This window comes from Lysobacter sp. M15 (genome assembly GCF_022662515.1).
Taxonomy (GTDB): domain Bacteria; phylum Pseudomonadota; class Gammaproteobacteria; order Xanthomonadales; family Xanthomonadaceae; genus JAKPBU01.
This window is the reverse complement of record NZ_JAKPBV010000003.1, coordinates 174,671-201,410: the sequence shown is the minus strand read 5'-3', so window position 1 is coordinate 201,410 and position 26,740 is coordinate 174,671. Positions and strand designations below refer to the sequence as shown.

Below are 26,740 nucleotides of genomic sequence, written 5' to 3'. Positions count from 1 at the left end.
CCCTACGTTACCCGCGCGATGCGAGCTGCGACAGACGCTGCACCGCCACCGACGCGGTCGGGTAATCCAGCGCCTTCTGCGCCGCGACCTCATTGAGCATCGACAGGGTGAAGCGCAGGGTCGGATCGTCGCGCTGCAGCCATGCCTGGACCTTGGCATCGGGCGTGGCGCCCGGCATCGACAGCACCTGGTCGGTCAGCTTGCGCAGCTGTTCGGCCAGTTCGTCGCGCAGCACGCCGCGGGCGACCGCATGCCAGCGGCCTTCCACCATCAACGCCTCGATCTGCTCCTGCAGCCAATGCGCGCGCACCGCTTCGCCGACCCGGAAATACACTTTCGCGACCTCCACCGGCCTGGACTTGCGCTCACGCGCGAGTTCGATGATGTCGGCGCTCGGTTCCAGGTACGGAATCGCCGCGAGCTGACCGCCCAGGTCGGCCGGCATGCCCTTGTCCTTCCACCGGCGCAGCGAGGTCTCGTAGTCCGGCCGCAGCGAATCGGGCAGGATTCCCTCGCCACGACGGATGTCGCGGATGCCGTCGTGGTAGCGGTCGACCGCGGTCCGGATGTCCGGGATCGTTCCCGGGCGCGACAGCAGCCAGCGGGTGAACGAGCGCTGCATCTGCCAGATCACCAGCAGGGCATCGATCTGCACCGACTCGGCGACCGTGCCGTCGAGCGCATCGATCTGCGTCCACAGCTCGCGTGCATCCAGCGTTTCGCGGGTGATGGTAAACGCCTTGGCCACTTCGCCCGGGGTACGCCCGCTGTCTTCCTGCATGCGCAGCAGGAAGGTGGCGCCCATGCGGTTGATGGTGGAATTGGTGACCGCGGTGGCGATGATTTCCCGCTTCAGGCGATGGCCTTCCATCGCCTTGGCGTATTTCTTCTGCAGCGGCTCGGGAAAGTAGCGCACCAGTTCCTTGGACAGGTACGGGTCTTCCGGGACATCGGACTCGAGCATCTGCTGGAACGCGACCAGTTTGGAATACGACAGCAGCACCGACAGTTCCGGTCGGGTCAGGCCCTGGCCCCGCGCCTTGCGTTCGGCGATCTCGGCGTCGGAAGGCAGGAACTCGATCTGGCGGTCGAGCAGGCCCTGTGCCTCGAGCGTGCGGATGAAGTGCTGCTTGGAGCCCAGCCGGGTCAGGCTCATGCGTTCCATCAGGCTGAGCGCCTGGTTCTGGCGATAGTTGTCGTGGAGCACCAGGGCCCCCACCTCGTCGGTCATCGCCGCGAGCAGCTTGTTGCGCGCATCCAGCGCCAGCTTCTTCTGCTGTACCTGGCTGTTGAGCAGGATCTTGATGTTGACCTCGTGATCCGAGGTATCCACGCCAGCCGAGTTGTCGATGAAGTCGGTGTTGAGCAGCACGCCGTGCAGCGCTGCCTCGACGCGGCCCAGCTGGGTCAGGCCCAGGTTGCCGCCCTCGCCCACCACCTTGCAGCGCAACTCGCTGCCGTTGACGCGCAGCGCGTTGTTGGCGCGGTCGCCGACGTCGGCATTGGTTTCGCGGCCGGCCTTGACGTAGGTGCCGATGCCACCGTTCCACAGCAGGTCTACCGGCGCCTTGAGGATCGCGCTCATCAGTTCCGCCGGGCTCATCGCGCTGGCGCCGCCGTCGATGCCGAGCGCGGCGCGGGCCTCGGCCGAGATCGGAATCGACTTGGCCGAGCGCGGCCATATGCCGCCGCCCTTGCTGATCAGCTTGGCGTTGTAGTCCTCCCAGCTCGAACGCGGAAGCTTGAACATGCGCGCACGTTCCTTGAACGACGCGGCGACCTCCGGATTGGGGTCGATGAAGATGTGCCGATGGTCGAACGCCGCGAGCAGGCGGATGTGCCTGGACAGCAGCATGCCGTTGCCGAACACGTCGCCGGACATGTCGCCGATGCCCACGCAGCTGAAATCCTGGCTCTGGCAGTCGCGGCCCATCGCACGGAAATGGCGCTTGACCGATTCCCACGCACCCCTGGCCGTGATGCCCATACCCTTATGGTCGTAGCCGACCGAACCACCGGAGGCGAAGGCATCGTCGAGCCAGAAGCCGTGCGCCTGGGCGATCCCGTTGGCGATGTCCGAGAACGTCGCCGTTCCCTTGTCGGCGGCCACCACCAGGTACGGATCGTCCGCATCGTGGCGGACCACGTTGGCCGGATGCGCCACCTTGCCGTCGACCAGGTTGTCGGTGATGTCGAGCAGTGCGTTGATGAAGCGCTTGTAGCAGGCCACCCCTTCGTTGAACCACGCATCCCGGTCGACCGATGGATCGGGCAGCTGCTTGCAGAAGAAGCCGCCCTTCGAACCCACCGGCACGATCACGGTGTTCTTCACCATCTGCGCCTTGACCAGGCCCAGCACCTCGGTGCGGAAGTCCTCGCGGCGGTCGGACCAGCGCAGCCCGCCGCGCGCTACCGGGCCGAAGCGCAGGTGCACGCCTTCAAGGCGCGGCCCGTATACGAAGATCTCGCGATAGGGCCTGGGCTTGGGCAGGTCGGGCACGCGCGCCGAATCGAGTTTGAAGCTGATGTAATCGGCCGGGCCGCCGTCCGCGCGTTTCCCGTCGCGGTACTGGATGTAGTAGCTGGTGCGCAGGGTGGCATCGATCACGCCGATGAAGCTGCGCAGAATGCGGTCCTCGTCCAAGCTCGACACGCTGCTGTCGAGCAGCGCCTTGATCGCGGCGCGCACTGCCTCGTAGCGTTCTGCCCGATCCGGATGCGTCCCTTCCGTGACCGGCTTGAGCAGCTTGTCCATCGCAGCATCGCCGGCGGTGATCCGCACGAGCTGCTCGCCCATGCGTGCTTCGGCCGCGCGTTGGGCCTGCTTGCCTTCGCCGGCGGGATCGAAGCGACTCTCGAACAGCTCCACCATCAGCCGCGCGATCAGCGGGTGGCGGGCGAATGTCTCCTCCACATAGGCCTGGGAGAACGGCACGCCCAGCTGCTGCAGGTATTTGCTGTAACCGCGCAGCATCGCCACCTGGCGCCAGTTCAATCCGGCAGCGAGGATCAGGCGGTTGAATCCGTCGTTTTCGGCCAGGCCGCGCCAGACCTGCAGGAACGCATCCTCGAACTGCGCATCGATCGCGTCGATGTCGATTTCGCTGCGCGCGCCCTTGGCCGGTGCGAGCTCGACCTCGAAATCCTGGATGTAAACCGGCTCGGTCGCCCCGCCCTCGCCCGGCAGCTCGATCCGGTAGGGGTGTTCGGAAAGCACTCGCAGGCCCATGTTCTCGATCATCGGCAGGGCGTCCGACAGCGGAATGTCATCGAGCTGACGGTAGAACTTGAAGCGCAGTCCGCCGACGCCGCGGTGGCTGCGATGCAGGCTCAGCGCGAGATCCTCTGGCGAGCGCAGCGAATCCAGGTGACGGATGTCGGCGGCGACCAGCGCCGGCGAGACCTCCTGGATGTAGCCCGCCGGCAGGGCGCGGCCGTAGCGGCTGGCCAGTTCCAGCCCGCGTTCCTCGCCGTGTTCGGCCACCAGGCGTTCGCGCAGATCGTCCTGCCAGTTGCGCACGATGCTGGCCAGGTCGGCTTCCAGCTTGGCCACGTCGACCTTCGCCGTCTCGCCGGGTCGCGGGCGCACGATGACATGCAGCTGCGCCAGCGGCGAGTCGCCCACCTGCACGGTGCTGTCGACGCGGTCCGCATGCAGCGAATCGCGCAACAGGTGCTCGATGGCCAGGCGCACATCGGTGTTGTAGCGCTCGCGCGGCAGGTACACCAGCGCCGACCAGAAACGGCCATAGCGGTCCTGGCGCAGGAACAGCTTGCTGCGCACCCGTTCCTGCAGGCCCAGGATGCCGGTGGCGAGCCGGTAGAGTTCGGCTTCGTTGGCCTGGAACAGCTCGTCGCGCGGCAGCGATTCGAGGATGTGCCGAAGCGCCTTGCCGCTGTGGCCGCCGGCCTTGAACCCGGACTGGCGCATTACGTGCTCGAAGCGTTCGCGCACGATCGGGATATCCCAAGGTCGCCGGTTGTAGGCGCTGGACGTGTACAAGCCGATGAAGCGCTCCTCGGCGATCGGCCTGCCCCTGGCGTCGAAGCTGAGCACGCCGATGTAGTCCATATAGCCGGGCCGATGCACGCTGGCGCGCGAATTGGTCTTGGTCAGGATCAGCGCATCGACCGAGCCGGACTGCGGCATGTGATGCGCGGCCAGCGACTTCAGCGGTCGCGGCTTGCCCGGTTCGGCGCCGCGCAGCAGGCCCAGGCCGCTGCCCTCCACCGCGCGCAGCACCTCGACCTTGTCCTTCTTGACCACTTCGTACTCCCGGTAACCGAGGAAGGTGAAGTGATCGTCGGCCGCCCAACGCAGGAATTCCTGGGCCTCGCGTCGCCCTTCATCGGAGACCGGCAGGTGGCGCTCGATGATGTCGTCGGCCACTTCGATCATCCGCTCGCGCATCGCCGGCCAGTCCTCGACGATCGCGCGCACGTTCGCGAGCACGCTGCGCAGCCCGGCCTCGAGCCACCTGGCATCGTCCGCGGATTGGCGATCGATCTCCAGGTGCATCAGCGATTCGGGCGACCCGCTGCCGATCGCGGTCATCCTGCCCGCCCTGTCGCGCGCGATCTGCAGCACAGGATGGCCCAGCACATGCACGCCAATGCCCTGCTCGGCCAGCGCCATGGTCACCGAATCCACCAGGAACGGCATGTCGTCGTTGACGATCTGCACCACCGTGTGCGGCGTTTCCCAACCGTGCTGCTTGAGGGTGGGATTGAACAGGCGCACGGCGGGCGACCCGGGCTTGCGGTTGCGCGCGAATTCCAGGAAGTCGTTGGCCAGCGCGGCCCAGCCTTCCGGCGTATGCAGCGGAAGCTCATCCTCGCCCATCCGGTGGTAGAAGGCCTGCGCGAACGCGGCGGCATCCTCCTGGCGGGTCTTGCCAGCCAGTTTGCGGATCGCAGCGAAGACGGGGTCGAGCAGCAGCGGCTTCTCCGGCTCTTTCCTTTCAACCTTGCGACGCACGGCGGAAGTCTTGGCAATCATGTTCGGAGACCTGGGAGAAGGGTTGGAGCTGCCTTTTATTTCACGTGGGTTGGGTGCTGCTTTTGACGCGCAAAACCGGGGGGGCGGCGGCCATGGAGGACCGCCGCCCCGCGGATGCTCGGACTGCATCTGCTACTGGCGAAATGGGCGAAGACACGCCGTTGAGTAGGGCCTCAGCGCAATCCCGTTTCATGTCGTGCGATCACCAGCCGCTGGATCTCGCTGGTGCCCTCGTAGATCTCGGTGATCTTGGCATCGCGGAAGTAACGCTCGATCGGCATTTCCTTGCTGTAGCCCATGCCGGCGTGGATCTGCACGGCCTGGTGCGCGATCCACATCGCCGCCTCGGACGCGGTCAGCTTCGCAACCGCGGCTTCGGTGGTGAAACGCTCGCCGCGACCCTTCTTCCAGGCCGCACGCAGCGTCAGCAGCAGGGCCGCGTCGAGCTTGCACTTCATGTCGGCGATCTTGGCCTGGGTCATCTGGAAAGCGCCGATCGGCTGGCCGAAGGCCTTGCGCTCGCGCACATAGGCTAGCGTCGCGTCGTAGGCGGCTCGGCCGATGCCGATGGCCTGGCTGGCGATCCCGATACGGCCGGCATCCAGCACGCCCATGGCGATCTTGAAGCCATGACCTTCCTCGCCCAGCACCTCCTCGGGTTGGGCGACATAGTCGGCGAACTCGATCTCGCAGGTCGCCGAGGCGCGAATCCCGAGCTTGGGCTCGGTCTTGCCGCGATGCAGACCGGCGCGATCGCCGTCCACCAGGAACGCGGTGATGCCGCGCGCCGCCTTGTCCGGATCGGTCATCGCGAACAGCACGAAATACTTGGCGACCGGACCGGAGGTGATCCAGCTCTTCTTGCCATTGATCAGGTAGGTTCCGTCGGCCTGCCTGGTGGCGCGGCATTTCATCGCGGTCGCATCGGATCCCGATTGCGGTTCGGTCAGGGCGAAGGCGCCGATCTCGGCCCCTTCGGCGATGGCGCGCACGTACTTCTGCTTCTGTTCCTCGGTCCCGTGGGTCAGGATTCCGTTGCAGAACAGCGAGTTGTTCACCGACATGATGGTCGAATGCGCCGCGTCGCCGGCCGCGATCTCGATCATGGCCAGCACGTATGCGATCGGGTCCATCCCGGCGCCGCCGTATTCGGTCGGCACCTCGATGCCCATCAGGCCGTTTTCGCCCAGTAGCTGGATGTTCTCCAGCGGGAACTCGCCAGTCCGGTCGAAATGCTCGGCGGCCGGTGCGATCTTCTCCCGGGCGATGCGCCGGGCCACGTCCTGGATCATCAGTTGCTCTTCGCTGTAACCGAAATCCATGAACGCTCCGCCAACCATTGCTGCAGGGCCGCACATTTTAGGGGCCCGCGCCCTGAAACGGTAATTGGCCCTTTGCGCGCGCCTGGCGTGTGCCCTGCTCCGGCCCTTTCTTGACGCTCGCGCCGCACCGGCATAGCATTCATCCTTATATCGCGATAGGAAGATATCTATGGACCTGGAGGGCTGGTCGGGGGTGCTCAAGACCTTCGCCGACGCGACCCGGGTGCGGTTGCTCGCGCTGCTGGAGGGGGAGGAGCTGACCGTCGCCGAACTGTCGGCGATCACCCGGCTGGCGCAGCCGCGGGTATCGACCCATCTGGCCCGGCTGAAGGAAGCCGGGCTGGTGCGCGACCGGCGTTCCGGCGTCTCCGCCTATTACCGCTTCGACGAAGCGGCGCTCGACCCCGCCCAGCGTGCGCTCTGGCAGGCCCTGAGCGTAGGCAGCGACGATCCACTACTGCGCCAGGACGCCGAGCGCGTGCCGGCGGTGCTGGCCGCGCGCGCCGCGGACGCCAACTGGGCCGACAGCGTGGCCGGCGACATGGAGCGGCACTATTCCCCCGGCCGCACCTGGGAGGCGCTCGCGCGTACCGCCCTGCCCCTGCTCGAACCGGGCGATGTCCTGGATATCGCATCGGGCGATGGCGTGCTGGCCGAGCTGCTGGCCCCGCATTCGGGACGTTATGTCTGCGTCGATACCAGCGCGCGCGTGGTCGCCGCCGCCAGCGAGCGTCTGCGCGGGCATCGCAATGTCGAGGTGCGCGAGGGGGACATGCATGCCCTGCCCTTCGAGGCAGCCAGTTTCGACCTGGTCGTGCTGATGCACGCGTTGACCTACGCGGCGCGGCCCGCCCAGGCCGTCTCCGAAGCGGCGCGCGTGTTGCGGCCTGGCGGCCGGCTGCTCCTGAGCAGCCTGGCCCGGCACGAACACAAGGTTGTGGTGCAGGCCTATGGCCATGTGAATCTTGGATTCACGCCCAAGGAGATGCGGCGCTTCATGGAGAAAAGCGGCCTGCGCGTGGCCTCATGCGAGACCGTCACTCGCGAAAAACGCCCACCGCATTTCGAAGTGATCTCGCTGATCGGAGTCAAACCATGAAACAGCTTCCCTGGCTCCATCCCGAACGCGTCGCCAAGCTCGAGGCTGCCCTCGCCCAGCGCATCCTGGTCATCGACGGCGCCATGGGCACCATGATCCAGCGCCACGAGCTGCAGGAAGCCGATTACCGGGGCGAGCGCTTCGCCCGCGGCTACGATGCCTTATTCGCCGCCGACGGCCATGCCCACGGCGACGGCTGCGGTTGCGAAGCGCACGACCAGCGCGGCAACAACGACCTGCTCACCCTGACCCGCCCCGACATCATCCGCAGCATCCATGCGGACTACCTCCAGGCCGGCGCCGACCTGATCGAAACCAATACCTTCAATTCGACCTCGATCTCGCTTGCGGACTATCGCCTGCAACACCTGGTGTATGAGTTGAACCGGGAAGGCGCGGCGCTCGCGCGCGCGGCCTGCGACGAAGCCGAGGCGAAGGACCCGGCTAAGCCGCGGTTCGTGATCGGCGTGCTGGGCCCGACCAGCCGCACCGCGTCGCTCAGCCCGGACGTGAACCGCCCCGGATTCCGCGCCACCAGCTTCGACGAACTGGCCGAAGCCTACCGCGAGGCCACGCGCGGTCTGATCGACGGCGGCAGCGACGTGCTGATGGTCGAAACCATCTTCGACACCCTCAATGCCAAGGCCGCGCTGTTCGCGATCGAAGAAGAGTTCGACGCCCGCGGTGCGCGCCTGCCGGTCCTGATTTCCGGGACCATCACCGATGCCTCCGGGCGCACGCTGTCGGGCCAGACCGCGGAGGCGTTCTGGTACTCGTTGCGCCACGCGCGCCCGCTATCGATCGGGCTCAACTGCGCGCTCGGCGCCAAGGACCTGCGCGCGCATGTGGATGTGCTCGCGCAGGTAGCCGATACCTATGTGAGCACCCATCCCAACGCAGGCCTGCCCAATGCCTTCGGCGGCTACGACGAGACGCCCGACGACATGGCGGAGGTACTGCAGGAATTCGCCGAGGCCGGATTGCTCAATCTGGTCGGCGGCTGCTGCGGCACCACGCCCGACCACATCCGCGCGATCGCCGAGGCGGTGCGGGGCGTCCCTCCGCGGCAGTTGCCGCAACTGGAAGCCGCCGCCTGATTCCCTCTCAGGTGCCCGCTGATGTCGTTCGTCCTGAGCGTATGCGCGCAGCGCAGAAGTCGAAGGACGCCCTTCGCGAAACACGCCCTTCGACTCCGGCCGTTCGGCCCTACGCCCAGGACGAATGGAACCCAACGCTGAAATGACCGCACTCCCCCGCCAGACCCGCCTCTCCGGCCTGGAACCGCTGCAGATTACGCCGGAATCCAACTTCATCAACATCGGTGAGCGCACCAACGTCACCGGCAGCGCGCAATTCAAGAAGCTGATCCTGGAGGGTCGCTTCGACGAGGCCATCGTGGTCGCGCGCCAGCAGGTGGAGAACGGCGCCCAGGTGCTCGACGTCAACATGGACGAGGGCATGCTCGATTCGGAACGGGCGATGGTCGATTACCTGAACCTGATCGCCGCCGAACCCGACATCGCCCGTATCCCGGTGATGGTGGATTCCTCGAAGTGGAGCGTGATCGAAGCCGGCCTGAAGTGCCTGCAGGGCAAGGGCATCGTCAATTCGATCTCGATGAAGGAAGGCGAAGCCGAGTTCCTGCGCCAGGCGCGGCTGGTGCGCCGCTATGGCGCGGCGGTGGTGGTGATGGCATTCGACGAAGCCGGCCAGGCGGACACGGTCGAGCGCAAGGTCGAGATCTGCTCGCGCGCCTACCGGCTGCTCACCGGCGAAATCGGCTTCCCGCCCGAGGACATCATCTTCGATCCCAACGTGTTCGCGATCGCCACCGGCATCGAGGAGCACGACGATTACGCGGTGGCGTTCATCGAGGCGACCCGGGAGCTCAAGCGCCGCTTCCCCTACAGCCACGTTTCTGGCGGCGTGTCGAATGTGAGCTTCTCGTTCCGGGGCAACGAACCAGTCCGGCAGGCGATCCATGTGGTGTTCCTGTACCACGCCATCCGGGCGGGCATGGACATGGGCATCGTCAACGCCGGCGCGCTGCCGCTGTACGACGACCTGGATCCCGAGCTGCGCGAGCGGGTCGAGGATGTGGTGCTCAACCGGCGCAAGGACGGGACCGAACGGCTGCTGGAGATCGCCGACAGGTTCAAGGGGAAAAAGGGCGAGAAGCGGGTCGAGGATCTCGCCTGGCGCGAGAAGCCGGTGCGCGAGCGGCTCTCGCACTCGCTGGTGCACGGCATCGACCAGTACATCGACGCCGACACCGAGGAGGCGCGCGCGCAGGCGACCCGCCCCCTGGACGTGATCGAAGGCCCGTTGATGGACGGGATGAACGTGGTCGGCGATCTGTTCGGCGCCGGCAAGATGTTCCTGCCGCAGGTGGTCAAGTCCGCGCGGGTGATGAAGAAGGCGGTGGCCTACCTGCTGCCCTTCATCGAAGCCGAGAAGCTGCGTACCGGCGACACCGCCAAGAACAACGGCCGGATCGTCATGGCGACGGTCAAGGGCGACGTGCACGATATCGGCAAGAACATCGTCGGCGTGGTGCTGGCGTGCAACAACTTCGAGGTGATCGATCTCGGCGTGATGGTCCCGGCGCAGACCATTCTGGACAAGGCCAGGGAAGTCTCGGCCGACATCATCGGCCTGTCCGGGCTGATCACGCCCTCGCTGGAGGAGATGAGCCATGTCGCGCGCGAGATGAAGCGGCAGGGCTTCTCGCAACCGCTGCTGATCGGCGGCGCGACCACGTCGCGCGCGCATACCGCGCTGAAGATCTCGCCGCACTACTCATCGCCGACCGTGTGGGTCAAGGACGCCTCGCGCGCGGTCGGCGTGGCGCAGTCGCTGGTGAGCGTGGACATGCGCGGCAAGTTTGTCGCCGCCAACGAGGCCGATTACGCCGAGATCCGCGAGCGGCACAGGAATCGCGGCGAAGGCAAGCGGCTGGTCAGTCTGGAGAAGGCGCGCAACCAACGCTTCGACGGCGGCTGGGACGACTACGTCCCGCCGGTACCGAACCAGCCCGGACTGCATGTGTTCGATGACTATCCGCTGGACGAACTGCGTCCGTACATCGACTGGTCGCCTTTCTTCAATGCCTGGGAACTGGCCGGGAAATACCCGGCGATCCTGGACGATGCGGTCGTCGGGCCGCAGGCCCGGGAGTTGTTCGACGATGCCAAGGCGATGCTCGACCGGATCATCGCGGAACGATGGCTGCGGGCGAAGGCGGTGTTCGGCCTGTGGCCGGCGCACAGCGTCGGCGACGACGTCGTGTTGTCGTCCGGCGACGGAGAAACCACGACCCTGCATTTCCTGCGCCAGCAGGTCGACAAACCCGCCGACCGGCCGGACTTCTGTCTCGCGGATTTCATCGCCCCGCAAACGTCCGGCACGCAGGACTGGATCGGCGGGTTTGCGGTGACCGCCGGAATCGGCATCGACGCCCACGTCGCACGTTTCGAAGCCGACCACGACGACTACAACGCGATCCTGCTCAAGGCGCTGGCCGACCGCCTGGCCGAAGCGCTGGCCGAGCGCCTGCACCAGCGCGTGCGCAAGGAGTTCTGGGGCTATGCCGTGGACGAAACGCTGGACAACGAGGCCCTGATCGCAGAGAGGTATGCCGGGATCCGCCCCGCCCCGGGTTATCCGGCCTGCCCCGAACACAGCGAGAAGGCCACGCTGTTCCGACTGCTCGATGCCGGCGGCAATGCAGGCATGACGTTAACCGAAAGCTTCGCCATGCTGCCCACGGCTGCCGTCTCGGGCTACTACTTCAGTCACCCGCAGAGCCAGTACTTCGTGGTCGGCCGGGTCTCGAAGGAGCAGGTCGAGGACTACGCACGGCGCAAGGGCGTGCCGGTCGCCAAGGCCGAGCGCTGGCTGGCGTCGAACCTGGATTACGACCCGGAATAAGGACAGCTGGCAGTTGCAGCCCCGTAGCGCGCTGCGGCGCGTTGGGCAATGCGGTGAGCGGGAGGCGATCGCGGCGCGATCAACGTGATTCCGCGATAAGGCGCCGGCGCGCGCCGGCCTCCGATGCCCTCACCACACCAGGTCGTCGGGTACCTGGTATTTCGGGTTGGCATACGGATCGTCGGATGCTGGAGCGTCCGGATCGACCCGCAGCGCCACCGCTGCCGGAAAGATCGTTTCGGCCTGGGCCAGGACTTCCGCGGTCACCAGCAGATAACGACCGTCGAGTTGCAGCACCCCCAGTTCACCGGCATTGAGCCGGATGAGCTGTTCCGGGGTCACGTACACCCGCTTGATCTTGCCGCCGTAGGGAAAATGGCGCGCGATCTCGGCTTCGGCCACGTTCAGCGCCTTGTCCTTCAGCAGCTCGGCCAGGCGCGCCTTGGCTTCGCGACGCAGGCGCGCAGCTTCCTGCTTCTGGCGCTCGGCCTCGATGCGTTCCTGCTTCTCCTGCTGCGCACGGATCGCGTAGGCCTTGGCCAAGTCCATCTCGCTGGTTTTCGCCGGCGCTCGCGGCTTTCCCGCGGACGTGCCTGCGGAATTCGGCTTGCCCGGCTTTCCCTGGCGCCGCCTGTCCTCGTCACGCGGGTGCTTTGGCCCAGGCCTGGATGCAGGTTTCGCAGGTTTGGGGGCAGGCTTGAAGCCGAGCCCGAGCAGTTGATCGCGCAGCGAGTCGCTCATCGTGGTGCCGGCGTCGTCAGATCAGTAATGAGGAGGCGGGGGTTCATCGGCGGGGTCGCCGCCCACCCCACCACGCCCGTGAGCCAGTTCCGACAGCACCCTGCGCAGCAGCGACGCGCTGTGCTCGGCTTCGCTGCGCGCCACCGCCAGCGCATCGCTCAGCTCCTGCAGTGCCTGTTCCTGGAACGCGAGCCGCGTTTCCAGTTCGGTGATCCGTGTTTCCAGATCCGTTGTCATGCTCAAGCGATCGCGATGGACCGACCGCGGCCGATGCCCCAATAGGCGAGGCCCGCGGCTTCGACTTCGGCCGGATCGTAAAGATTGCGTCCGTCGAAAATCGCCGCGTCGGCGAGCCGCGTCTTCAGCGCCAGGAAATCGGGACTGCGGAACTGCTTCCATTCCGTCACCACCAGCAGCGCATCGGCGCCGTCCAGCGCCTCGGATCCGCTCTTGCACAGGGCCAGGTCGCTGCGCTCGCCGTAGATGCGCGTGGTCTCGTGCATCGCTTCCGGATCGAAGGCGCGCACCGTTGCGCCGGCGGCCCATAGCTGCTCCAGCAGCCGGCGGCTGGAAGCCTCGCGCATGTCGTCGGTGTTCGGCTTGAATGCCAGGCCCCAGAGCGCGAAGGTCTTGCCTCTCAGGGCCGCCTCGCCGCCGTAGTGCCGGACCATCAGCTCGAACAGGTGGCTCTTCTGCCGATCGTTGACCGCTTCCACCGCGTCGAGCAGTTCGGCGCGGTAGCCGTTCTGCTGCGCGGTGCGCGCCAGCGCCTGCACGTCCTTGGGGAAGCACGAGCCGCCGTAGCCCGCGCCGGGATAGATGAAATGCCAGCCGATGCGCGGATCCGAACCGATGCCATGGCGCACATGCTCGATGTCCGCACCGACCTTCTCGGCGATGTTCGCGATCTCGTTCATGAAACTGATCTTGGTCGCAAGCATTGCATTGGCCGCGTACTTGGTCAGCTCGGCCGAGCGCACGTCCATCACCACGATCCGATCGTGATTGCGGTTGAACGGGGCATACAGGCGCTTGAGCTGCTCGACCGCGCGCGGGCTGTCGGCGCCGATGACGATCCGGTCCGGACGCATGCAGTCTTCGACCGCGGCGCCTTCCTTGAGGAATTCGGGATTGGACACGACGTCGAAACCTACCTGCACGCCGCGCCGTTGCAGGACGCCCGCGATCTGCGCGCGCACCTTGTCCGCGGTCCCCACCGGCACCGTGGATTTGTCGACCACCACCGCATGGCGTTCGAGGTGTTCGCCGATGGTTTGCGCCACCGCGAGTACGTACTGCAGGTCCGCGCTGCCGTCTTCGTCGGGCGGCGTGCCGACTGCGATGAAGATGGTCTCCGCATAGGCGACGGCAGCGGGCGCGTCGGTCGTGAAACGCAATTTGCCCGTGGCATGGTTGGACTTGACCAGCGGTTCCAGCCCAGGCTCATAGATCGGCAGGATCCCGCGGTTGAGGCCGTCCACCTTCGCCTGGTCGATGTCGACGCACACGACATCGTGTCCCACTTCCGCAAGGCAGGTGCCGGTGACCAGACCGACATAGCCGGTGCCGAAGATAGTGACTCGCATCTGCATCTTTCCTCAAAACGAGGCGCCGGACGGAACCGGCGCCGGAACGCACTGGATCTTCCGGATCGCTTACTGCGCCGCCGAAGGCGGCTGCTTGACGATGTCGAGCAGTTCCACTTCGAACGCGAGCGTCGCGTTCGGGCCGAACGGCGCGCCCGGCGGCGGGTTCTCTCCGTAGCCCAGCTTGGACGGAATCCATAGCTTGTACTTGCTGCCAACCGGCATCAGCAGAATGCCCTCGCGCCAGCCCGGGACCACCTGCGCCAACGGAATCATGGCCGGTTCGCCGCGATCGTAGGAGCTGTCGAAGACCTTGCCGTCGAGCTCGGTGCCCTTGTACTGCACGCTCACCACGTCGCTTTCCTTCGGCTTGGCGCCCTTGCCTTCGGTGATGACCTGGTACTGCAGGCCCGAAGCCGTGGTCTTCACCCCCGGCTTCTTCGCATTCTCGGCCAGGAACTTCGTTCCGGCCTCTGCGTTCTTGCGACCCTTGGCCATCATTTCGGCGATCTGCTTGGCGCGCATCTTCTCGCCGAAGGCGATCTCGACCTGGCTGGCCTGCTCCTCGGTCATCAGCAGCTTTTCACCGGCCAGCGAGGACTTGATCGCGCGGGCGATGGTGTCGACGCTGACGTCGTCCTTGAGCGGCTCGAGCTGCTTGGCCATCCGCATGCCGATCATGTAGCTGGCCTGCTCCTTGTCCGTGGGCAGGCCGGCAATCTTGAGCGCCCCGTCGTCCTTTCCGTCGGCAGCCTGTGCCTTGTCGGCGGCGGGCTCGGCCGGCTTGTCGGCCGCCTTGTTGCAGGCCGCCAGGAAGGCGAACGTGGCGAGCGCCAGAATGGCGGTACGCATGCGCAGTGGTGAATTCATCGCGATATTGACTCCGGTTGGCGGCCGCCAGGGCCGCAGAATCGCAGGGTGCAGGCGGGCCGCTGAACGCGGCCCTGCGCAGGGGTGGGCGTTACAGAATGCCCATGAGTTCCACGTCGAACACGAGCACGGCGTTCGGGCCGATCGGACCACCGGGCGATCCCTGTGCACCATAGCCCAGCTCGCCGGGGATCCAGAAACGGTACTTCGCGCCGACGGGCATCAACGCCAGGCCTTCCTGCCAGCCCGCGATCACCCCGCCGAGCGGAAATTCCGCCGGCTGGCCGCGATCGTAGGAACTGTCGAACACGGTGCCGTCCAGCAGCGTGCCGCGATAGTTCACGCGCACGTTGTCGCCGGGCTTGGGCCGTGGGCCGGTGCCCTGGCGCAGCACCATGTACTGCAGACCCGAAGGCGTGGTGAAAACGCCCTTGACGGCCTTGTTCCCGGTCAGGAACGTCGTGCCTTCGGCCTTGTTCTTCTCGCCCAGCGCCGCGGCCTGGGCCTGCAGCTTGCCCTGGATCCGCTGCGAGAACGCCGCACGGGTCGCATTGGCCTCCTCGTCGCCAAGCAGCGGCTTGCCGCCGGCCAAAGTCGAGCGCAGCGCCTGCATGAAGACCGCGAAATCGATCTCGTCGGCGATCGGTGCCAGCGAGCGTCCGACGTCCGCGCCCACCAGCAGGCCGACCTTGTCCTTGGCCGGCGCGGCCACCGGGGTGCCGGGCGCCTGACCGGGCGGCGTCTGTCCGCGCCGCGCGGCAATCGTCTGCATCAGCGCCTGCCCCACCTGACGGGTCTGGGCCTCGTCGAGCAGCGGTTTGCCGCCATCGAACGCGTTGCGCACCGCACGCTCGAACGCCGTCAGGTCGATGTCGCCCTTGACCGGCTCGATCGAACGCCCGACATCCATTCCGACCATGTAGCTCACCTTGTCGCGTTCGCTGGCGAGTTCGGCCTTGTCCCCCGGTCGAGCCGGTGCCGGGCTTTGCGCCGCAGCGCCGAACGCCGCGGCCAGGCCCATCGCGAGCGCAACCAGACCGCGCATGTATGACTTCATCGACAACTCCATAAAGGTGTGGCGCATCGCACGAGGCGACGCGATCAGCTGCGTATTCTCGCGGCTGCAGGTTGCAGCGGCAATCTCCGCCTCAGCGGGCCGGAGCTGGTGCCTGCGGATGTGGCGCCTGCAGCGCAGCTTCGATTGCGGCCACCAGCGCGGGATCGTCCGGCGCGGTCTTGCTGCCGTAGCCGGCGATCAACCGTCCGTCGCGGCCGATCAGATACTTGTGGAAGTTCCACTGCGGCTCCTGTCCGCTGGCCTCGGCGAGATCGCGATACAGCGGCGTGGCCTGTTTGCCCACCACATGCACCTTCTCGAACATCGGGAATTTGACCCCGTAGGTGAGCGTGCAGAACTGCTGGATCTGTTTCTCGTCCTCGAACTCCTGGCTCTTGAAGTCGCCGGACGGGAAACCGAGCACGGCGAATCCCTTGCCACCGTACTTCGCATGCAGCGCCTCGAGACCCTCGAACTGCGGCGTGAAGCCGCATTTGCTCGCGGTATTGACCACCAGCAGCACGTTGCCGGCGTAGGTCTGGCGCAGATTGACCGGCGCTTTCCCCGCGAGCGGCCGGAAATCGTGATCCAGCAACGCCTCGCCAGCCAGGGCGGGCAGCGCCGCCAAGCTCATCAATGCGACGCAAATCATTGATTTAAAATGCATTTCTTCCCGTATCAGTCAACTATAAGGCAAGTATGACTTTAGTTGGGCGGAATTGTTCACCGCCCCGCTTGACTGCCTGTGTTTTGGTGTTATAGTTTAATACAACACCAGTCAAGGAACACGCCATGAACGCCCTGGCCCGTACCCGGCACAAGCTTCACAACAGCCTCATGGGCTTGTTGGCTGTCGCCACCGTCACGGCGTTCGGCCTGATGGCCGTCCGTCCCCTGCCCTCCGCTCCGGCTGGTGTAGTCCGGACCCAAGTGGAGGCGACCACGGCCACCGTGCCCGGGACCGAGGTGGCGGTCCAGGCAACCGGGGATGCCCTCGAAATCACGGTGGAGTCGGCGGTCAAGGACCTCGAAGCCGGCGCCGCCGCCGAACCGCGCAAACCGCTCAAGCCAACCCGCCGCAGCCGCCAGACCCTGGCGATGCCCTATTTCTCGTTCGCAGCGCGGAGCTGACCTCATGACCGCGATCCAATGGAGCGATGGCGCTCCGATCTACCGCCAGCTGAAGGAGCGCGTCATCGCGATGATGCTCGATGGCGTGCTCAAGCCCGGCGACGCCCTGCCGTCCGTGCGCCAGGTGGCCGCCGAATATCAGCTCAATCCGATCACCGTCTCGCGCGCCTATCAGGAGCTCGCGGACGAAGCACTCGTCGAAAAACGTAGGGGACTGGGGATGTACGTAACCGATGAAGCATCGAAGAAGCTGCTCGGCAACGAGCGCGAACGCTTCCTGCGCGAGGAATGGCCGCTGGTGCTCGAGCGCATCTCGCGCCTGGGCCTGAGCCCGGCCGAACTTCTGGATCCGAACAGCAAGTGGAGCACGAAATGAGCATGCCCATGAACGGCGGCGCCATCGTCACCGCCAGCGGCCTGCGCAAGGCCTACAAGAACAAGCTTGCACTGGATTCGACCCGGTTCACCATCCAGCCCGGGCGCATCGTCGGCCTGATCGGCCCCAACGGCGCGGGCAAGACCACAGCGCTCAAGGCGATCCTCGGCCTGATCCCGTTCGAGGGCGAACTCAACGTCCTCGGCCGCGATCCGCGGACCCAGCGCGACGAGCTGATGAACGATGTCTGCTTCATCGCCGACGTGGCGGTGCTGCCGCGCTGGATCCGGGTGCGTGAGGCGATCGAGTTCGTCGCAGGGGTGCATCCGCGCTTCGACCACGCCCGCTGCGACCGCTTCCTGGCCAATACCCAGCTCAAGCCGCAGATGCGCGTACGCGAACTGTCCAAGGGCATGATCGTGCAGCTGCATCTTGCCCTGGTGATGGCGATCGACGCCAAGCTGCTGGTGCTGGACGAACCGACCCTGGGACTGGACATCCTCTACCGCAAGCAGTTCTACCAGCGTTTGCTGGAGGACTATTTCGACGACCAGAAGACCATTCTCATCACCACCCACCAGGTGGAAGAGGTCGAGCACATCCTCACCGATGTGATGTTCATCCGCGACGGCAAGGTAGTGCTGGATGCGCCGATGGAAGTGGTCGGCGAGCGCTTCACCGAGGTCCTGGTGGAGGGCGCCCATCTGGATGCCGCGCGCGCGCTCAAGCCGATCGACGAGCGCGCCCTGCCCTTCGGCAAGACCGTGATGCTGTTCGACGGCCCGCCACAGTCGCAGCTCTCCGCCTACGGCGAAACCCGCACACCCGGCCTGGCCGACCTGTTCGTCGCCACGATGAAGGGAACCTACGCATGAACGCCACGATCCGAAACGAAATGGGCGCGGCCGACGGCATGCCCGATGACGGCGCGCCGCGGGCGACCTTCGCACCCGCACACCGCACCCACGTGTTCAAGCGCCTGCTGCAACGCGAGTTCTGGGAGCACAAGGGCGGCTTCTTCTGGGCGCCGCTGGTGGCCGGAGGCATCTTCCTGCTGCTGGCGCTGATGGGTATCGCCGTGGGGGAGGTGGCCAAAAGCCGGATTCCCGACCACGCCGAGGTCAATCTCGACGGCGGCAGCTTCCAGATCGCCGGCCTCGACCTGGGGCAGATGACGGACAAGATGTCGCCCAAGGACCTGGCCGAACTGGGCAAAGGCCTGGATCTCGCGCTGTTCATGGCCACGAGCTGGCCCCTGATCGTGCTCGCCTTCGTGGTGTTCTTCTACTGCCTGGGCGCGCTCTATGACGATCGCAAGGATCGCAGCGTGCTGTTCTGGAAATCGCTGCCAGTGTCCGACCGCGACACCGTGCTGTCCAAGGTGGCGAGTGCCGCGGTGGTCGCGCCGCTGCTGGCGATCGTCGCCGGGCTGATCACGATGTTCGGTTTCCTGGTGGTCTTGAGCGGCGTGGTCCTGGTGCACGGCGGCAATCCGGTCACGCTGGTGTGGGGACCGGCCAGCCCGCTCAAGCTCGCTGCGCAGCTGGCCGCCACCCTACCCGTGTATGCGGTCTGGGCGCTGCCGACGATCGGCTGGCTGCTGCTGTGCTCGGCCTGGGCCCGCAGCAAGCCATTCCTGTGGGCGGTGATGATCCCGCTGTTCGCGAGCATCTTCGTCTCCTGGTTCGACCTGATGCGATTGTTCAACCTGGACACGGGCTGGTTCTGGAAGCACGTGTTCGGCCGCCTGCTGTTCAGCGTGGTCCCCGGCAGCGACCTGTTCTACCGCGGCGACACCTTGGAGTTCTCTAACGATGGCATGGAAAACATCGACCAGATGCTGTCGGTGCAGACCGCGTACGCCGCCTTCCTGCGACCGGAAATCTGGGTGGGCGTGGCCGCCGCCGCGGTCATGATCTTCGCCGCCATCCGCCTGCGCCGCTGGCGCGACGAGGGGTGAGGGAGCGCGACCAGCGGATGCCGTGAATGGCGTCTGCTGCGCCCGGCCAGGGACGGTTGGGCCGGATCCGAAACGAATGTGGCTCGCCATGGATGACAGCGAAGAGCCGTGGAAGTGGCGACCTTCAAACGACCGGACACCCATCAATTGAACAGGGAAGACAGAACCGAAATGATGCGATCAGTCCTCCAGACGATACTCGCCGCGATCGCGCTCACGGCAGCCTCCACGGCCCTTGCTGCGGAGGCCGCTCCCGATGCCGAATTCCTGTTCGTCGGCAGCTATCACATGGGCAACCCGGGCCAGGACGTGCACAACATGCAGGCCGACGATGTGACCTCGGAACGGCGGCAGGGCGAAATCCGCGAGGTGGCCCGCATGCTCGAAGCCTACAAACCGACCAAGGTAATGGTCGAGGTGGACACCGCGAAGCAAGGCGAGCTGCAGCAGCGATTCGACCAGTCATGCGGCGGATCTCGCGCGCTGACCCGCAACGAAGTCGAGCAGCTGGGGTTCCGGATCGCCTGCGACATGCGGCTGGCGGGTGTTGTCGCCGTCGACTGGAATGACCTGGGGCCGATCAGGGACGAAGACAGCATCAACTATCTCAAGGCGGTCGAACGGCACGGACAGCAGCAGACGTACCAGGAACATCTCGCCATCGGCGCGGCGACCAATGCCCAGGACCAGCGGACGCTGGAACAGGGGACCGTGCTGGACATGCTTGAGCGCCTGAACTCGCCGACCTGGCTTGAAGCCAACGGCCGCGCCTATTACCGGATCGGGATGCTCGGCACGCCGCAGGACCCGATCGGCGCCAACTGGGTGCAGCTCTGGTACGGCCGCAACCTGATGATCTTCAACAACATCGCACGCCGGACCGAGCCGGGCGACCGCATCCTGGTCATCTACGGTGCCGGACACGGAAACCACCTGCGCCAACTGGCCGCGGATTCTGGCGTCTACCGGGTCCACGACCCATTGGCCTGGCTTTCCGGCGATCCTGCAGACAGCACAACGCACACCAGCTCACGGAGCCTGCCATGAAAGCATTCGCCATCGTCGCCTTCGCCGCCGCCCTGCCCCTGCTCGGCGCCTGCGACGAACGCAGCAGCACGCCACCACCGGCACCCTCGGCCAATGCGGCGAAGCCGGTACCCGAAACGGTGATCGGCCGCAGCGTGGAAAAGGCCATGGACAAGGCGCGCGCCAAGCTGGCGACCGAGAACATCAGCCTTACCGACTTCCATGTCTCCGGCCACCACAATGGCATCACCGTCACCACCGACGAGGATCCGAACGACGGCCGCCCCAAAGCGGAGATCACGCCGCAGGGCGACCTGCTGATCGATGGCCGCAGGATCGAGGCGAATGCGCAACAGCACGCCTTGCTGCTGGAGTACCGCAAGCAGATAGAAGCTGTCGCCGGGGCCGGCATGGATATTGGCGTCCAGGGCGCCGAACTCGGCGTCAAGGCCGCGACCGAGGCGATCAAGGGGATCTTCAGCGGCAATCCGGAAGACGTGGAACAGCGGGTCGAGGCCGAGGCGGAGCAGATCAAACTGTCCGCGAGGAAGCTGTGCGACCAGCTGCCGGCGATGCTCGAGACCCAGACCGCGCTGGCGGCGGAGATGCCGGAATTCAGGCCGTACGCGACCATGGATCAGGACGACATCGACGACTGCTACGACGACGAAGACACCAACATCGCGCAGGCGCGCACACAGGTCCAGCGCCAGACCCGCGAGGAAATCCGCACCCGCATACGCGAGTCGATCCAGGCCGCTGCCCAGGGGTCCGGCGCGGTCAGGGACGATACCGGGATGGATGCAGCCGCCGAAGCCGAGGAAGCGTCCATCGAGAACGAAACCCGGCAGTAACCGCGACGAACCGATCCCGCAAGCCGTCGAGCGCCGCCAGTTCTACCCCGCGCCGCCCGCCGGTTTGCCGTGAATGCCGCCGCGGGTCAATGCGGCCGGATCGAGCAGCTTGCGCAGTTCCGCTGCAGTCAGGCCGCTGTCCTCGAGCGCCACGTCGAAAACCGGGCGCGCTTCCTTGTAGGCACGCTTGGCGATGGCCGCAGCCTTCTCGTAACCGATCACCGGATTGAGCGCCGTCACCAGGATCGGATTTCGATCGAGCGCGGCCAGCACTACGTCGTTGCGCAATCGCAGGCCTGCGATCGCCGAGTCCGCCAGCAGGCGCATCACGTTCGACAGCAGGCCGATCGAATCCAGCAGGTTGGCGGCGATCAGCGGTAGCATCACGTTGAGCTGGAAATTTCCGCTCTGGCCGGCGATGGAGATGGCCTGGTGGTGGCCCATGACCTGGGCACAGACCATGCAGGTCGCCTCGGGAATGACCGGATTGACCTTGCCCGGCATGATCGAGCTGCCGGGCTGCAACGCCGGCAGCTCGATCTCGCCCAGACCTGCCAGCGGCCCTGAGTTCATCCAGCGCAGGTCGTTCGCGATCTTCATCAACGCCACTGCGAGCGCGTTCAACTGCCCCGACAGTTCGACCAGATCATCCTGCGCGGCCAGGCCCTCGAACTTGTCGGCGGCGGACTCGAACCGGGTTTTGGTCAGGGTGGTGAGCGCTTTCGACATCGCATTTCCGAATCGCCGGTCGGCATTGATGCCGGTGCCGATGGCGGTCCCGCCGATCGGCAGGCGTCGCACGCGCTTGAGGGTGTCGGAGAAACGGGCCTCCGCCGAGACCAGTTGCGACGACCACGCACCCAGTTCCTGCGCAAAGGTCAACGGCATCGCATCCATCAGATGAGTGCGGCCGGTCTTGACCGCGCGGGTGAATCCGCGGGCGCGACGGTCGATCGTCCTGCGCAGGTGCCGCAGCGCGGGTGCCAGGTCCTCGAGCACGCCCAATTGCGCCGATACCCGGATCGCGGTGGGCACCACGTCGTTGGAACTCTGGCCCATGTTGACGTGATCGTTGGGATGCACCCCTTTGGCCAGACGCGAAGCCAGCGCCGCGATGACCTCGTTGGCGTTCATGTTGCTCGAGGTGCCCGAACCGGTCTGGTAGATGTCGATCGGGAACTGTGCGTCGTGGCGACCTTCGGCCACTTCCAGGGCAGCGGCGCGGATGGATGCGGCGCGGCCTTTCGGCAGATGGCCGAGCTGCGCGTTGACCTGTGCCGCCGCGGCCTTGACCAGGCCCAGCGCCCGGATGAAGCCGCGCGGCATCGGGCGCCCGGAAATGGGGAAGTTCTGCACCGCACGCTGGGTCTGCGCGCCCCACAGCGCGTCGCCGGGCACCCGCAGTTCGCCCATGCTGTCGTGCTCGATCCTGTCGTCGGGAATTCGGGACGAGCTGGCCTGGGAAGACCGGGCCTTGGAAGATCGGGGCTTGCGCTGCGCCATCGATACGCTTCCTGGAGGACGACCACGCCAGCATACGCCGGTAGAATTGCCGCTTCCGCCCCGCAATCCCTGCCATGCCCGCCGATATCGAAACCCAGCTGCTCGCCCTGTCCCCGCTCGATGGCCGTTATGCGGGCAAGGTCGACGCGCTGCGTCCGATCTTCTCCGAATACGGGCTGATCGCCGCGCGCGTACGCGTGGAGATCGAATGGCTGCTGGCGCTGGCGGACGAGGCCGGAATCGCCGAGCTCGCGTCGCTCACCGGTGCGCAGGCAGCGCGGCTGCGCGAGTTGGCCGGGACCTTCTCGGTCGCCGACGCGGCGCGCGTGAAGGCGATCGAACGCACCACCAACCATGACGTCAAGGCGGTCGAATACTTCATCAAGGAACGCCTGGCCGACGATGCCGAACTCGGCCCGTCGCTGGAATTCGTGCATTTCGCCTGCACCAGCGAGGACATCAACAACCTCAGCTACGCGCTGATGCTGGCGCGGGCGCGCGCGGACGTGCTGCTGCCCGCGATCGACGGCTTGGTCGCGAAACTGCGCGAGATGGCGCATGCGCACGCGGATCTGCCGATGCTGGCCCGCACCCATGGTCAGACGGCCTCGCCGACCACCGTCGGCAAGGAGCTGGCGAACGTCGTCGCGCGCCTGGCACGACAGCGCGAGGTGCTGGCCAGGCTGCCGATGCCGGGCAAAATCAACGGCGCTGTCGGCAACTACAACGCACACGTCGCCGCTTATCCGGAAATCGACTGGCCGGCATTTTCACGGCGATTTGTCGAATCGCTGGGCCTGTCCTGGCAGCCGTACACCACCCAGATCGAACCGCACGACGGCATCGCCGAGACCTGCGACGCGATGAAACGCATCTCCACGATCTGCATCGACCTGTGCCGCGACGTCTGGGGCTACATTTCGCTCGGCTATTTCAGGCAGGCGGTCAAGGCCGGCGAAGTCGGCAGCTCGACCATGCCGCACAAGGTCAACCCGATAGATTTCGAGAACGCGGAAGGCAATTTCGGCGTCGGCAATGCGCTGTTCGAACATTTCGCCGCCAAGCTGCCGGTCAGCCGCTGGCAGCGCGATCTCACCGACTCCACCGTGTTGCGCGCGCTCGGCACCGCGTTCGGCCATGCGCTGATCGGCTTCGATGCATTGATGCGCGGCCTGGACAAGCTCAGCGTCAACCCCGAGCGCCTGGCCGCCGACCTCGACGCCAGCTGGGAAGTGCTGGCCGAGGCGGTGCAGACGGTGATGCGCCGTTATGGCCTGCCCAGCCCGTACGAGCAGCTCAAGGCTCTGACCCGCGGGCAAGGCATCGACGAGGCATCGATGCGCGCGTTCATCGGCTCGCTGGATCTGCCGGCCGATGCGAAACAGCGCCTGCTCGACATGACGCCAGGCAGCTACACCGGCCTGGCCGGGCGGCTGGCGGGCGGCATCTGAGCACGCCATGCAGCTGCTGCTCAACATCGACGTACCCGACATCGCCACGGCGGAAACGTTCTACTGCGCCGCCTTCGCGCTGACGGTGGGCCGCCGCTTCGGCGACGATGCGGTCGAACTGCTCGGCGGCACCGCGCCGGTCTACCTGCTGCACAAGCCCGCCGGTTCGACCGGTGCCGCGGACGCGCAGCGCGACTACGCCCGCCACTGGACGCCGGTGCACGGCGACGTGGTGGTCGAAGACCTGGACGACGCCCTTGCCCGCGCGATCGCCGCGGGCGCGCTGCAGGAAGGCGCCACCCGCGAAGCAGGCTGGGGGCGCATCGTGCAACTGGCGGATCCGTTCGGCCACGGCTGGTGCCTGATCGAATTCAGCGACGTCGGTTACGACGCCATCGCGACATGAGCAGACGCTCCGCCAGCGTGGGGCCGCGTGCGGGAAAAACGGTCGGGTCGGCGGATCGGGAAGGCCCATCGCACGCCTCCCGCGTCGACGTGCCGATCGAAGTCCAGGGATCCCATGCATCGCCGCTCGGCATGCCAGCGGCGGATTTCCTGCGCGAGTACTGGCAGAAGCGACCGTTGCTGATCCGCAACGCTTTCCCGGGCTTTGAATCCCCGCTCTCCCCGGAAGACCTGGCAGGGCTGGCCTGCGAGGACGGCGTGCTGGCGCGGATCGTGGCCCACGAGCCCGAACACGACAAATGGATGCTGCGACACGGGCCGTTCCCGGAGGAAATGTTCCCGGCCATGCCGCACCACGACTGGACCCTGCTGGTGCAGGACGTGGACAAATGGGATGCCGACGTGCGCGCCTTGCTCGACCGCTTCGACTTCCTGCCGCGCTGGCGCATCGACGACGTCATGATCAGCTTCGCCGCACCGGGCGGATCGGTGGGGGCCCATGTCGACCAGTACGACGTGTTCCTGCTGCAGGGCCTGGGGCATCGCCGTTGGCAGATCGACAACCGTGCAGCAACGACTGGAATCGCACCGCCGGTGCATTTCCGCCTCGACGTGGAGCTCAGGCTGCTGCAGCGCTTTACTCCCGACCACGAATGGGTGCTCGGCCCGGGCGACATGCTGTACCTGCCGCCTGGCGTGCCGCATCACGGCGTGGCCGAGGACGCCTGCCTCACCTATTCCATCGGCATGCGGGCGCCGAGCGCGGCGGAATTGCTGGGCGATTTCGTGGACACGTTGGCCGGCGAGGCCGACGAGGCGCAGCGCTATCGCGATCCTGACCTCGCGCCGCCAAAGGACACGAACGAGATCGATGCCGCGGCGATGGAGCGCGCGATCGAAGCCCTGAATGTGTTGCGCATGAACGACCCCGAGCGCCTGGGCGACTGGTTCGGCCGGTTCATCACCCTCTACCGGAGCGCAGGCGAGGCCGCGCCGCCGCAGGAGACGCGTTCGCGCATCGAAATCGAATGGGACCTGCAGCAAGGGGCCGTCCTGCATCGGCACCCATGGACGCGGATGGCCTGGCGACGCAGCGGCAAGCAGGCGCGCCTGTACGCCGCCGGACAGGATTTCGCGCTGCCGGTGCGCGACGCGCAGCGGATCGCCGCTGCCGATTCGCTGGACCGCGACACGTACGTCGCGCTGTCGGATGCCGGCTGCGACGTGGTCCAGGCGCTGCTGGGCGAAGGCCACTACGCCCTGGTGCTGCCCGAAGCCGACTGAGCGCCGACTGGACCTGTAGCTGCGCCTCCCCGGACGCAACCGGATTTGATCCACTTGTCGCGCCTGAGAGGCGCTCCTACAGTGGGGGCATGCGCGATTTCAGCGTCGAAGCCGTGGACTACGCGAGCGCGGGCCCAGACCTGCATGCGGTACGCGAGGCGGTGTTCGTGCGCGAACAGGCGGTGCCTCCCGAACTCGAACGCGATCGCGCCGATCCCGCCTGCCTGCACGTCCTGGCCCGCGATGTCGAGGGCATCCCGATCGGCGCCGCCCGCTTGGTCCCGCCGTTCGTCGCGGTGGGCAGCGGCGATGAAGCCGATGCCGAAGCCATGACAGCATCGCTGGATCCGGCGCCGCGGATCGGTCGCATGGCGGTACTCGCGGCGTGGCGAGGCCGTGGTGTCGGCGAGGCCATGCTCGAGGCGCTGACCGGACTCGCGCGCGAACGCGGCTGGCTCGAGCTCAGCCTCAACGCGCAGGCGTCGGCGATCACGTTCTACAGCCGCCTTGGATACCTGCCGGTGGGCGCGCGTTTCATGGAAGCCGGGATCGAACACCAGCCAATGCGCCGCAAGCTGGACGGCGCCAGCGCCATCGCAACCCGCGACGCGGCGGTGGCCATCGTCACAGCCCTGGCCCATCGGGCGCACCGGCGGCTATGCATCTACACCCGGGCCCTGGATCCCGGGCTGTTCGACGCGATCGAGGTGGTCGAGGCCTTGCGCAGCCTTGCAACGCGCGGCGGTGGGATCGAAGTGCGGATCCTGCTGCAGGACGCCGCCACGCCCCAGCGCGCGCATGCACCCCTGCTCGGCCTGGCCCAGCGCCTGTCCAGCGTGGTGCTGCTGCGCGAGGTGGACGATCCCGTCGACCGCGCGTACGCCTCGGCCTTCGTCGCCAACGATGGCGGCGGCTACTACTTCCGCGGCCTTGGCCACCGCTTCGACGGCGAGGCCGATCTGGATGCGCCCGGCCGTGCGCGTCAGCTGCGCGAGGAATTCGGCCGTGTCTGGGAGCGTGCACGTCCCTGTTCCGAACTGCGCGCGCTGGGCCTGTAGCCGCTCGCCCATCGATCTGCAGGCCGACCGGGCGCCCGGACTTGCGCCAGCGCCACGACGGCCGCACGTACATCACAACAATGATGCG

Annotated in this window: 22 protein-coding genes; 13 read left to right on the top strand and 9 right to left on the bottom strand. The window is 66.5% G+C overall.

Going from position 1 to position 26,740, the window contains the following annotated elements; all coding sequences use genetic code 11:
- Positions 1–7: 7 nt before the first annotated feature.
- A complete protein-coding gene (locus MC380_RS03320; RefSeq protein WP_242163022.1) occupies positions 8–4,978 on the bottom strand; it encodes an NAD-glutamate dehydrogenase domain-containing protein in 4,971 nt (1,656 codons plus the stop codon).
- A gap of 194 nt (positions 4,979–5,172) precedes the next feature.
- On the bottom strand, positions 5,173–6,321 hold the full coding sequence (locus MC380_RS03315; RefSeq protein ID WP_242104070.1) for an acyl-CoA dehydrogenase family protein: 1,149 nt from the start codon (positions 6,319–6,321) through the stop codon (positions 5,173–5,175).
- 169 nt (positions 6,322–6,490) lie between these two features.
- Between MC380_RS03315 and MC380_RS03310 the strand changes: the two genes are divergently transcribed.
- The 3 genes from MC380_RS03310 to metH all read left to right on the top strand — a co-directional run bounded on the left by MC380_RS03310 (position 6,491) and on the right by metH (position 11,350).
- The gene (locus MC380_RS03310) at positions 6,491–7,420 is read left to right on the top strand and encodes a metalloregulator ArsR/SmtB family transcription factor (protein ID WP_242104071.1); all 930 of its coding nucleotides are present in this window, start codon (positions 6,491–6,493) and stop codon (positions 7,418–7,420) included.
- Positions 7,417–8,517, top strand: a complete 1,101-nt coding sequence (locus MC380_RS03305; RefSeq protein ID WP_242163020.1) for a homocysteine S-methyltransferase family protein — start codon at positions 7,417–7,419, stop codon at positions 8,515–8,517. Before MC380_RS03310 ends, MC380_RS03305 begins: the two co-directional genes overlap by 4 nt.
- Positions 8,518–8,659: 142 nt before the next feature.
- Positions 8,660–11,350, top strand: coding sequence for a methionine synthase (metH, locus tag MC380_RS03300; protein ID WP_242104073.1), 2,691 nt, complete (start codon positions 8,660–8,662; stop codon positions 11,348–11,350).
- Between the two features lie 129 nt (positions 11,351–11,479).
- On the opposite strand, the gene MC380_RS03295 is transcribed toward metH, so the two are convergent.
- The 6 genes from MC380_RS03295 to MC380_RS03270 form a co-directional block, all read right to left on the bottom strand.
- Complete coding sequence (locus MC380_RS03295; protein WP_242163018.1) at positions 11,480–12,091, bottom strand: DUF2058 family protein; 612 nt, start codon at positions 12,089–12,091, stop codon at positions 11,480–11,482.
- A 21-nt stretch (positions 12,092–12,112) separates the two neighbouring features.
- Positions 12,113–12,328, bottom strand: a complete 216-nt coding sequence (locus tag MC380_RS03290; RefSeq protein WP_242104075.1) for a SlyX family protein — start codon at positions 12,326–12,328, stop codon at positions 12,113–12,115.
- A 2-nt stretch (positions 12,329–12,330) separates the two neighbouring features.
- Positions 12,331–13,677: a UDP-glucose/GDP-mannose dehydrogenase family protein gene (locus tag MC380_RS03285; RefSeq protein WP_242104076.1), complete on the bottom strand. Its 1,347-nt coding sequence runs from the start codon at positions 13,675–13,677 to the stop codon at positions 12,331–12,333.
- Between the two features lie 69 nt (positions 13,678–13,746).
- On the bottom strand, positions 13,747–14,547 hold the full coding sequence (locus tag MC380_RS03280; RefSeq protein WP_242104077.1) for an FKBP-type peptidyl-prolyl cis-trans isomerase: 801 nt from the start codon (positions 14,545–14,547) through the stop codon (positions 13,747–13,749).
- Between the two features lie 91 nt (positions 14,548–14,638).
- On the bottom strand, positions 14,639–15,604 hold the full coding sequence (locus tag MC380_RS03275; protein ID WP_242104078.1) for an FKBP-type peptidyl-prolyl cis-trans isomerase: 966 nt from the start codon (positions 15,602–15,604) through the stop codon (positions 14,639–14,641).
- A gap of 91 nt (positions 15,605–15,695) precedes the next feature.
- Positions 15,696–16,238, bottom strand: a complete 543-nt coding sequence (locus tag MC380_RS03270) for a glutathione peroxidase (RefSeq protein ID WP_242104079.1) — start codon at positions 16,236–16,238, stop codon at positions 15,696–15,698.
- 158 nt (positions 16,239–16,396) lie between these two features.
- Here MC380_RS03270 and MC380_RS03265 point away from each other — a divergent pair, with 158 nt between their 5' ends.
- From MC380_RS03265 to MC380_RS03240, 6 genes are all read left to right on the top strand, one after another.
- The gene (locus MC380_RS03265; protein WP_242104080.1) at positions 16,397–16,735 is read left to right on the top strand and encodes a hypothetical protein; all 339 of its coding nucleotides are present in this window, start codon (positions 16,397–16,399) and stop codon (positions 16,733–16,735) included.
- A 4-nt stretch (positions 16,736–16,739) separates the two neighbouring features.
- Complete coding sequence (locus tag MC380_RS03260) at positions 16,740–17,111, top strand: GntR family transcriptional regulator (RefSeq protein ID WP_242104081.1); 372 nt, start codon at positions 16,740–16,742, stop codon at positions 17,109–17,111.
- Between the two features lie 8 nt (positions 17,112–17,119).
- Positions 17,120–17,986, top strand: a complete 867-nt coding sequence (locus tag MC380_RS03255; protein WP_242104173.1) for an ABC transporter ATP-binding protein — start codon at positions 17,120–17,122, stop codon at positions 17,984–17,986.
- Positions 17,983–19,071: an ABC-2 transporter permease gene (locus MC380_RS03250; RefSeq protein WP_242104082.1), complete on the top strand. Its 1,089-nt coding sequence runs from the start codon at positions 17,983–17,985 to the stop codon at positions 19,069–19,071. Before MC380_RS03255 ends, MC380_RS03250 begins: the two co-directional genes overlap by 4 nt.
- Before the next feature lie 174 nt (positions 19,072–19,245).
- Positions 19,246–20,118 carry a DUF5694 domain-containing protein gene (locus MC380_RS03245; RefSeq protein ID WP_242104083.1) on the top strand — a complete coding sequence of 291 codons (873 nt, stop codon included), beginning with the start codon at positions 19,246–19,248 and terminating at the stop codon, positions 20,116–20,118.
- Positions 20,115–20,951 (top strand): YggN family protein, encoded by an 837-nt coding sequence (locus MC380_RS03240; protein WP_242104084.1) that lies wholly within the window; start codon positions 20,115–20,117, stop codon positions 20,949–20,951. The genes MC380_RS03245 and MC380_RS03240 overlap by 4 nt, the downstream gene beginning before the upstream one ends.
- Positions 20,952–20,993: 42 nt before the next feature.
- Here the strand turns inward: MC380_RS03240 and MC380_RS03235 are convergent, their stop codons facing one another.
- Complete coding sequence (locus MC380_RS03235; protein ID WP_242163044.1) at positions 20,994–22,364, bottom strand: class II fumarate hydratase; 1,371 nt, start codon at positions 22,362–22,364, stop codon at positions 20,994–20,996.
- A 164-nt stretch (positions 22,365–22,528) separates the two neighbouring features.
- Between MC380_RS03235 and purB the strand changes: the two genes are divergently transcribed.
- The 4 genes from purB to MC380_RS03215 all read left to right on the top strand — a co-directional run bounded on the left by purB (position 22,529) and on the right by MC380_RS03215 (position 26,652).
- On the top strand, positions 22,529–23,905 hold the full coding sequence (gene purB, locus MC380_RS03230) for an adenylosuccinate lyase (protein ID WP_242163015.1): 1,377 nt from the start codon (positions 22,529–22,531) through the stop codon (positions 23,903–23,905).
- Positions 23,906–23,912: 7 nt separating this feature from the next.
- Positions 23,913–24,311 (top strand): VOC family protein, encoded by a 399-nt coding sequence (locus tag MC380_RS03225; RefSeq protein WP_242104086.1) that lies wholly within the window; start codon positions 23,913–23,915, stop codon positions 24,309–24,311.
- Positions 24,312–24,442: 131 nt separating this feature from the next.
- Positions 24,443–25,594, top strand: coding sequence for a cupin domain-containing protein (locus MC380_RS03220; protein ID WP_242163042.1), 1,152 nt, complete (start codon positions 24,443–24,445; stop codon positions 25,592–25,594).
- Between the two features lie 89 nt (positions 25,595–25,683).
- On the top strand, positions 25,684–26,652 hold the full coding sequence (locus MC380_RS03215; RefSeq protein WP_242163013.1) for a GNAT family N-acetyltransferase: 969 nt from the start codon (positions 25,684–25,686) through the stop codon (positions 26,650–26,652).
- Positions 26,653–26,740: the final 88 nt, after the last annotated feature.

Excerpts from the sequence above, each read along its gene's own strand:
- MC380_RS03315 (WP_242104070.1), bottom strand. The coding sequence starts at position 6,321 with ATGGATTTCGGTTACAGCGAAGAGCAACTGATGATCCAGGACGTGGCC.
- MC380_RS03310 (WP_242104071.1), top strand. The coding sequence starts at position 6,491 with ATGGACCTGGAGGGCTGGTCGGGGGTGCTCAAGACCTTCGCCGACGCG.
- MC380_RS03305 (WP_242163020.1), top strand. The coding sequence starts at position 7,417 with ATGAAACAGCTTCCCTGGCTCCATCCCGAACGCGTCGCCAAGCTCGAG.
- metH (WP_242104073.1), top strand. The coding sequence starts at position 8,660 with ATGACCGCACTCCCCCGCCAGACCCGCCTCTCCGGCCTGGAACCGCTG.
- MC380_RS03295 (WP_242163018.1), bottom strand. The coding sequence starts at position 12,091 with ATGAGCGACTCGCTGCGCGATCAACTGCTCGGGCTCGGCTTCAAGCCT.
- MC380_RS03290 (WP_242104075.1), bottom strand. The coding sequence starts at position 12,328 with ATGACAACGGATCTGGAAACACGGATCACCGAACTGGAAACGCGGCTC.
- MC380_RS03285 (WP_242104076.1), bottom strand. The coding sequence starts at position 13,677 with ATGCGAGTCACTATCTTCGGCACCGGCTATGTCGGTCTGGTCACCGGC.
- MC380_RS03280 (WP_242104077.1), bottom strand. The coding sequence starts at position 14,547 with ATGAATTCACCACTGCGCATGCGTACCGCCATTCTGGCGCTCGCCACG.
- MC380_RS03275 (WP_242104078.1), bottom strand. The coding sequence starts at position 15,604 with ATGAAGTCATACATGCGCGGTCTGGTTGCGCTCGCGATGGGCCTGGCC.
- MC380_RS03270 (WP_242104079.1), bottom strand. The coding sequence starts at position 16,238 with ATGAGCTTGGCGGCGCTGCCCGCCCTGGCTGGCGAGGCGTTGCTGGAT.
- MC380_RS03265 (WP_242104080.1), top strand. The coding sequence starts at position 16,397 with ATGAACGCCCTGGCCCGTACCCGGCACAAGCTTCACAACAGCCTCATG.
- MC380_RS03260 (WP_242104081.1), top strand. The coding sequence starts at position 16,740 with ATGACCGCGATCCAATGGAGCGATGGCGCTCCGATCTACCGCCAGCTG.
- MC380_RS03255 (WP_242104173.1), top strand. The coding sequence starts at position 17,120 with ATGAACGGCGGCGCCATCGTCACCGCCAGCGGCCTGCGCAAGGCCTAC.
- MC380_RS03250 (WP_242104082.1), top strand. The coding sequence starts at position 17,983 with ATGAACGCCACGATCCGAAACGAAATGGGCGCGGCCGACGGCATGCCC.
- MC380_RS03245 (WP_242104083.1), top strand. The coding sequence starts at position 19,246 with ATGCGATCAGTCCTCCAGACGATACTCGCCGCGATCGCGCTCACGGCA.
- MC380_RS03240 (WP_242104084.1), top strand. The coding sequence starts at position 20,115 with ATGAAAGCATTCGCCATCGTCGCCTTCGCCGCCGCCCTGCCCCTGCTC.
- MC380_RS03235 (WP_242163044.1), bottom strand. The coding sequence starts at position 22,364 with ATGGGCGAACTGCGGGTGCCCGGCGACGCGCTGTGGGGCGCGCAGACC.
- purB (WP_242163015.1), top strand. The coding sequence starts at position 22,529 with ATGCCCGCCGATATCGAAACCCAGCTGCTCGCCCTGTCCCCGCTCGAT.
- MC380_RS03225 (WP_242104086.1), top strand. The coding sequence starts at position 23,913 with ATGCAGCTGCTGCTCAACATCGACGTACCCGACATCGCCACGGCGGAA.
- MC380_RS03220 (WP_242163042.1), top strand. The coding sequence starts at position 24,443 with ATGCCAGCGGCGGATTTCCTGCGCGAGTACTGGCAGAAGCGACCGTTG.
- MC380_RS03215 (WP_242163013.1), top strand. The coding sequence starts at position 25,684 with ATGCGCGATTTCAGCGTCGAAGCCGTGGACTACGCGAGCGCGGGCCCA.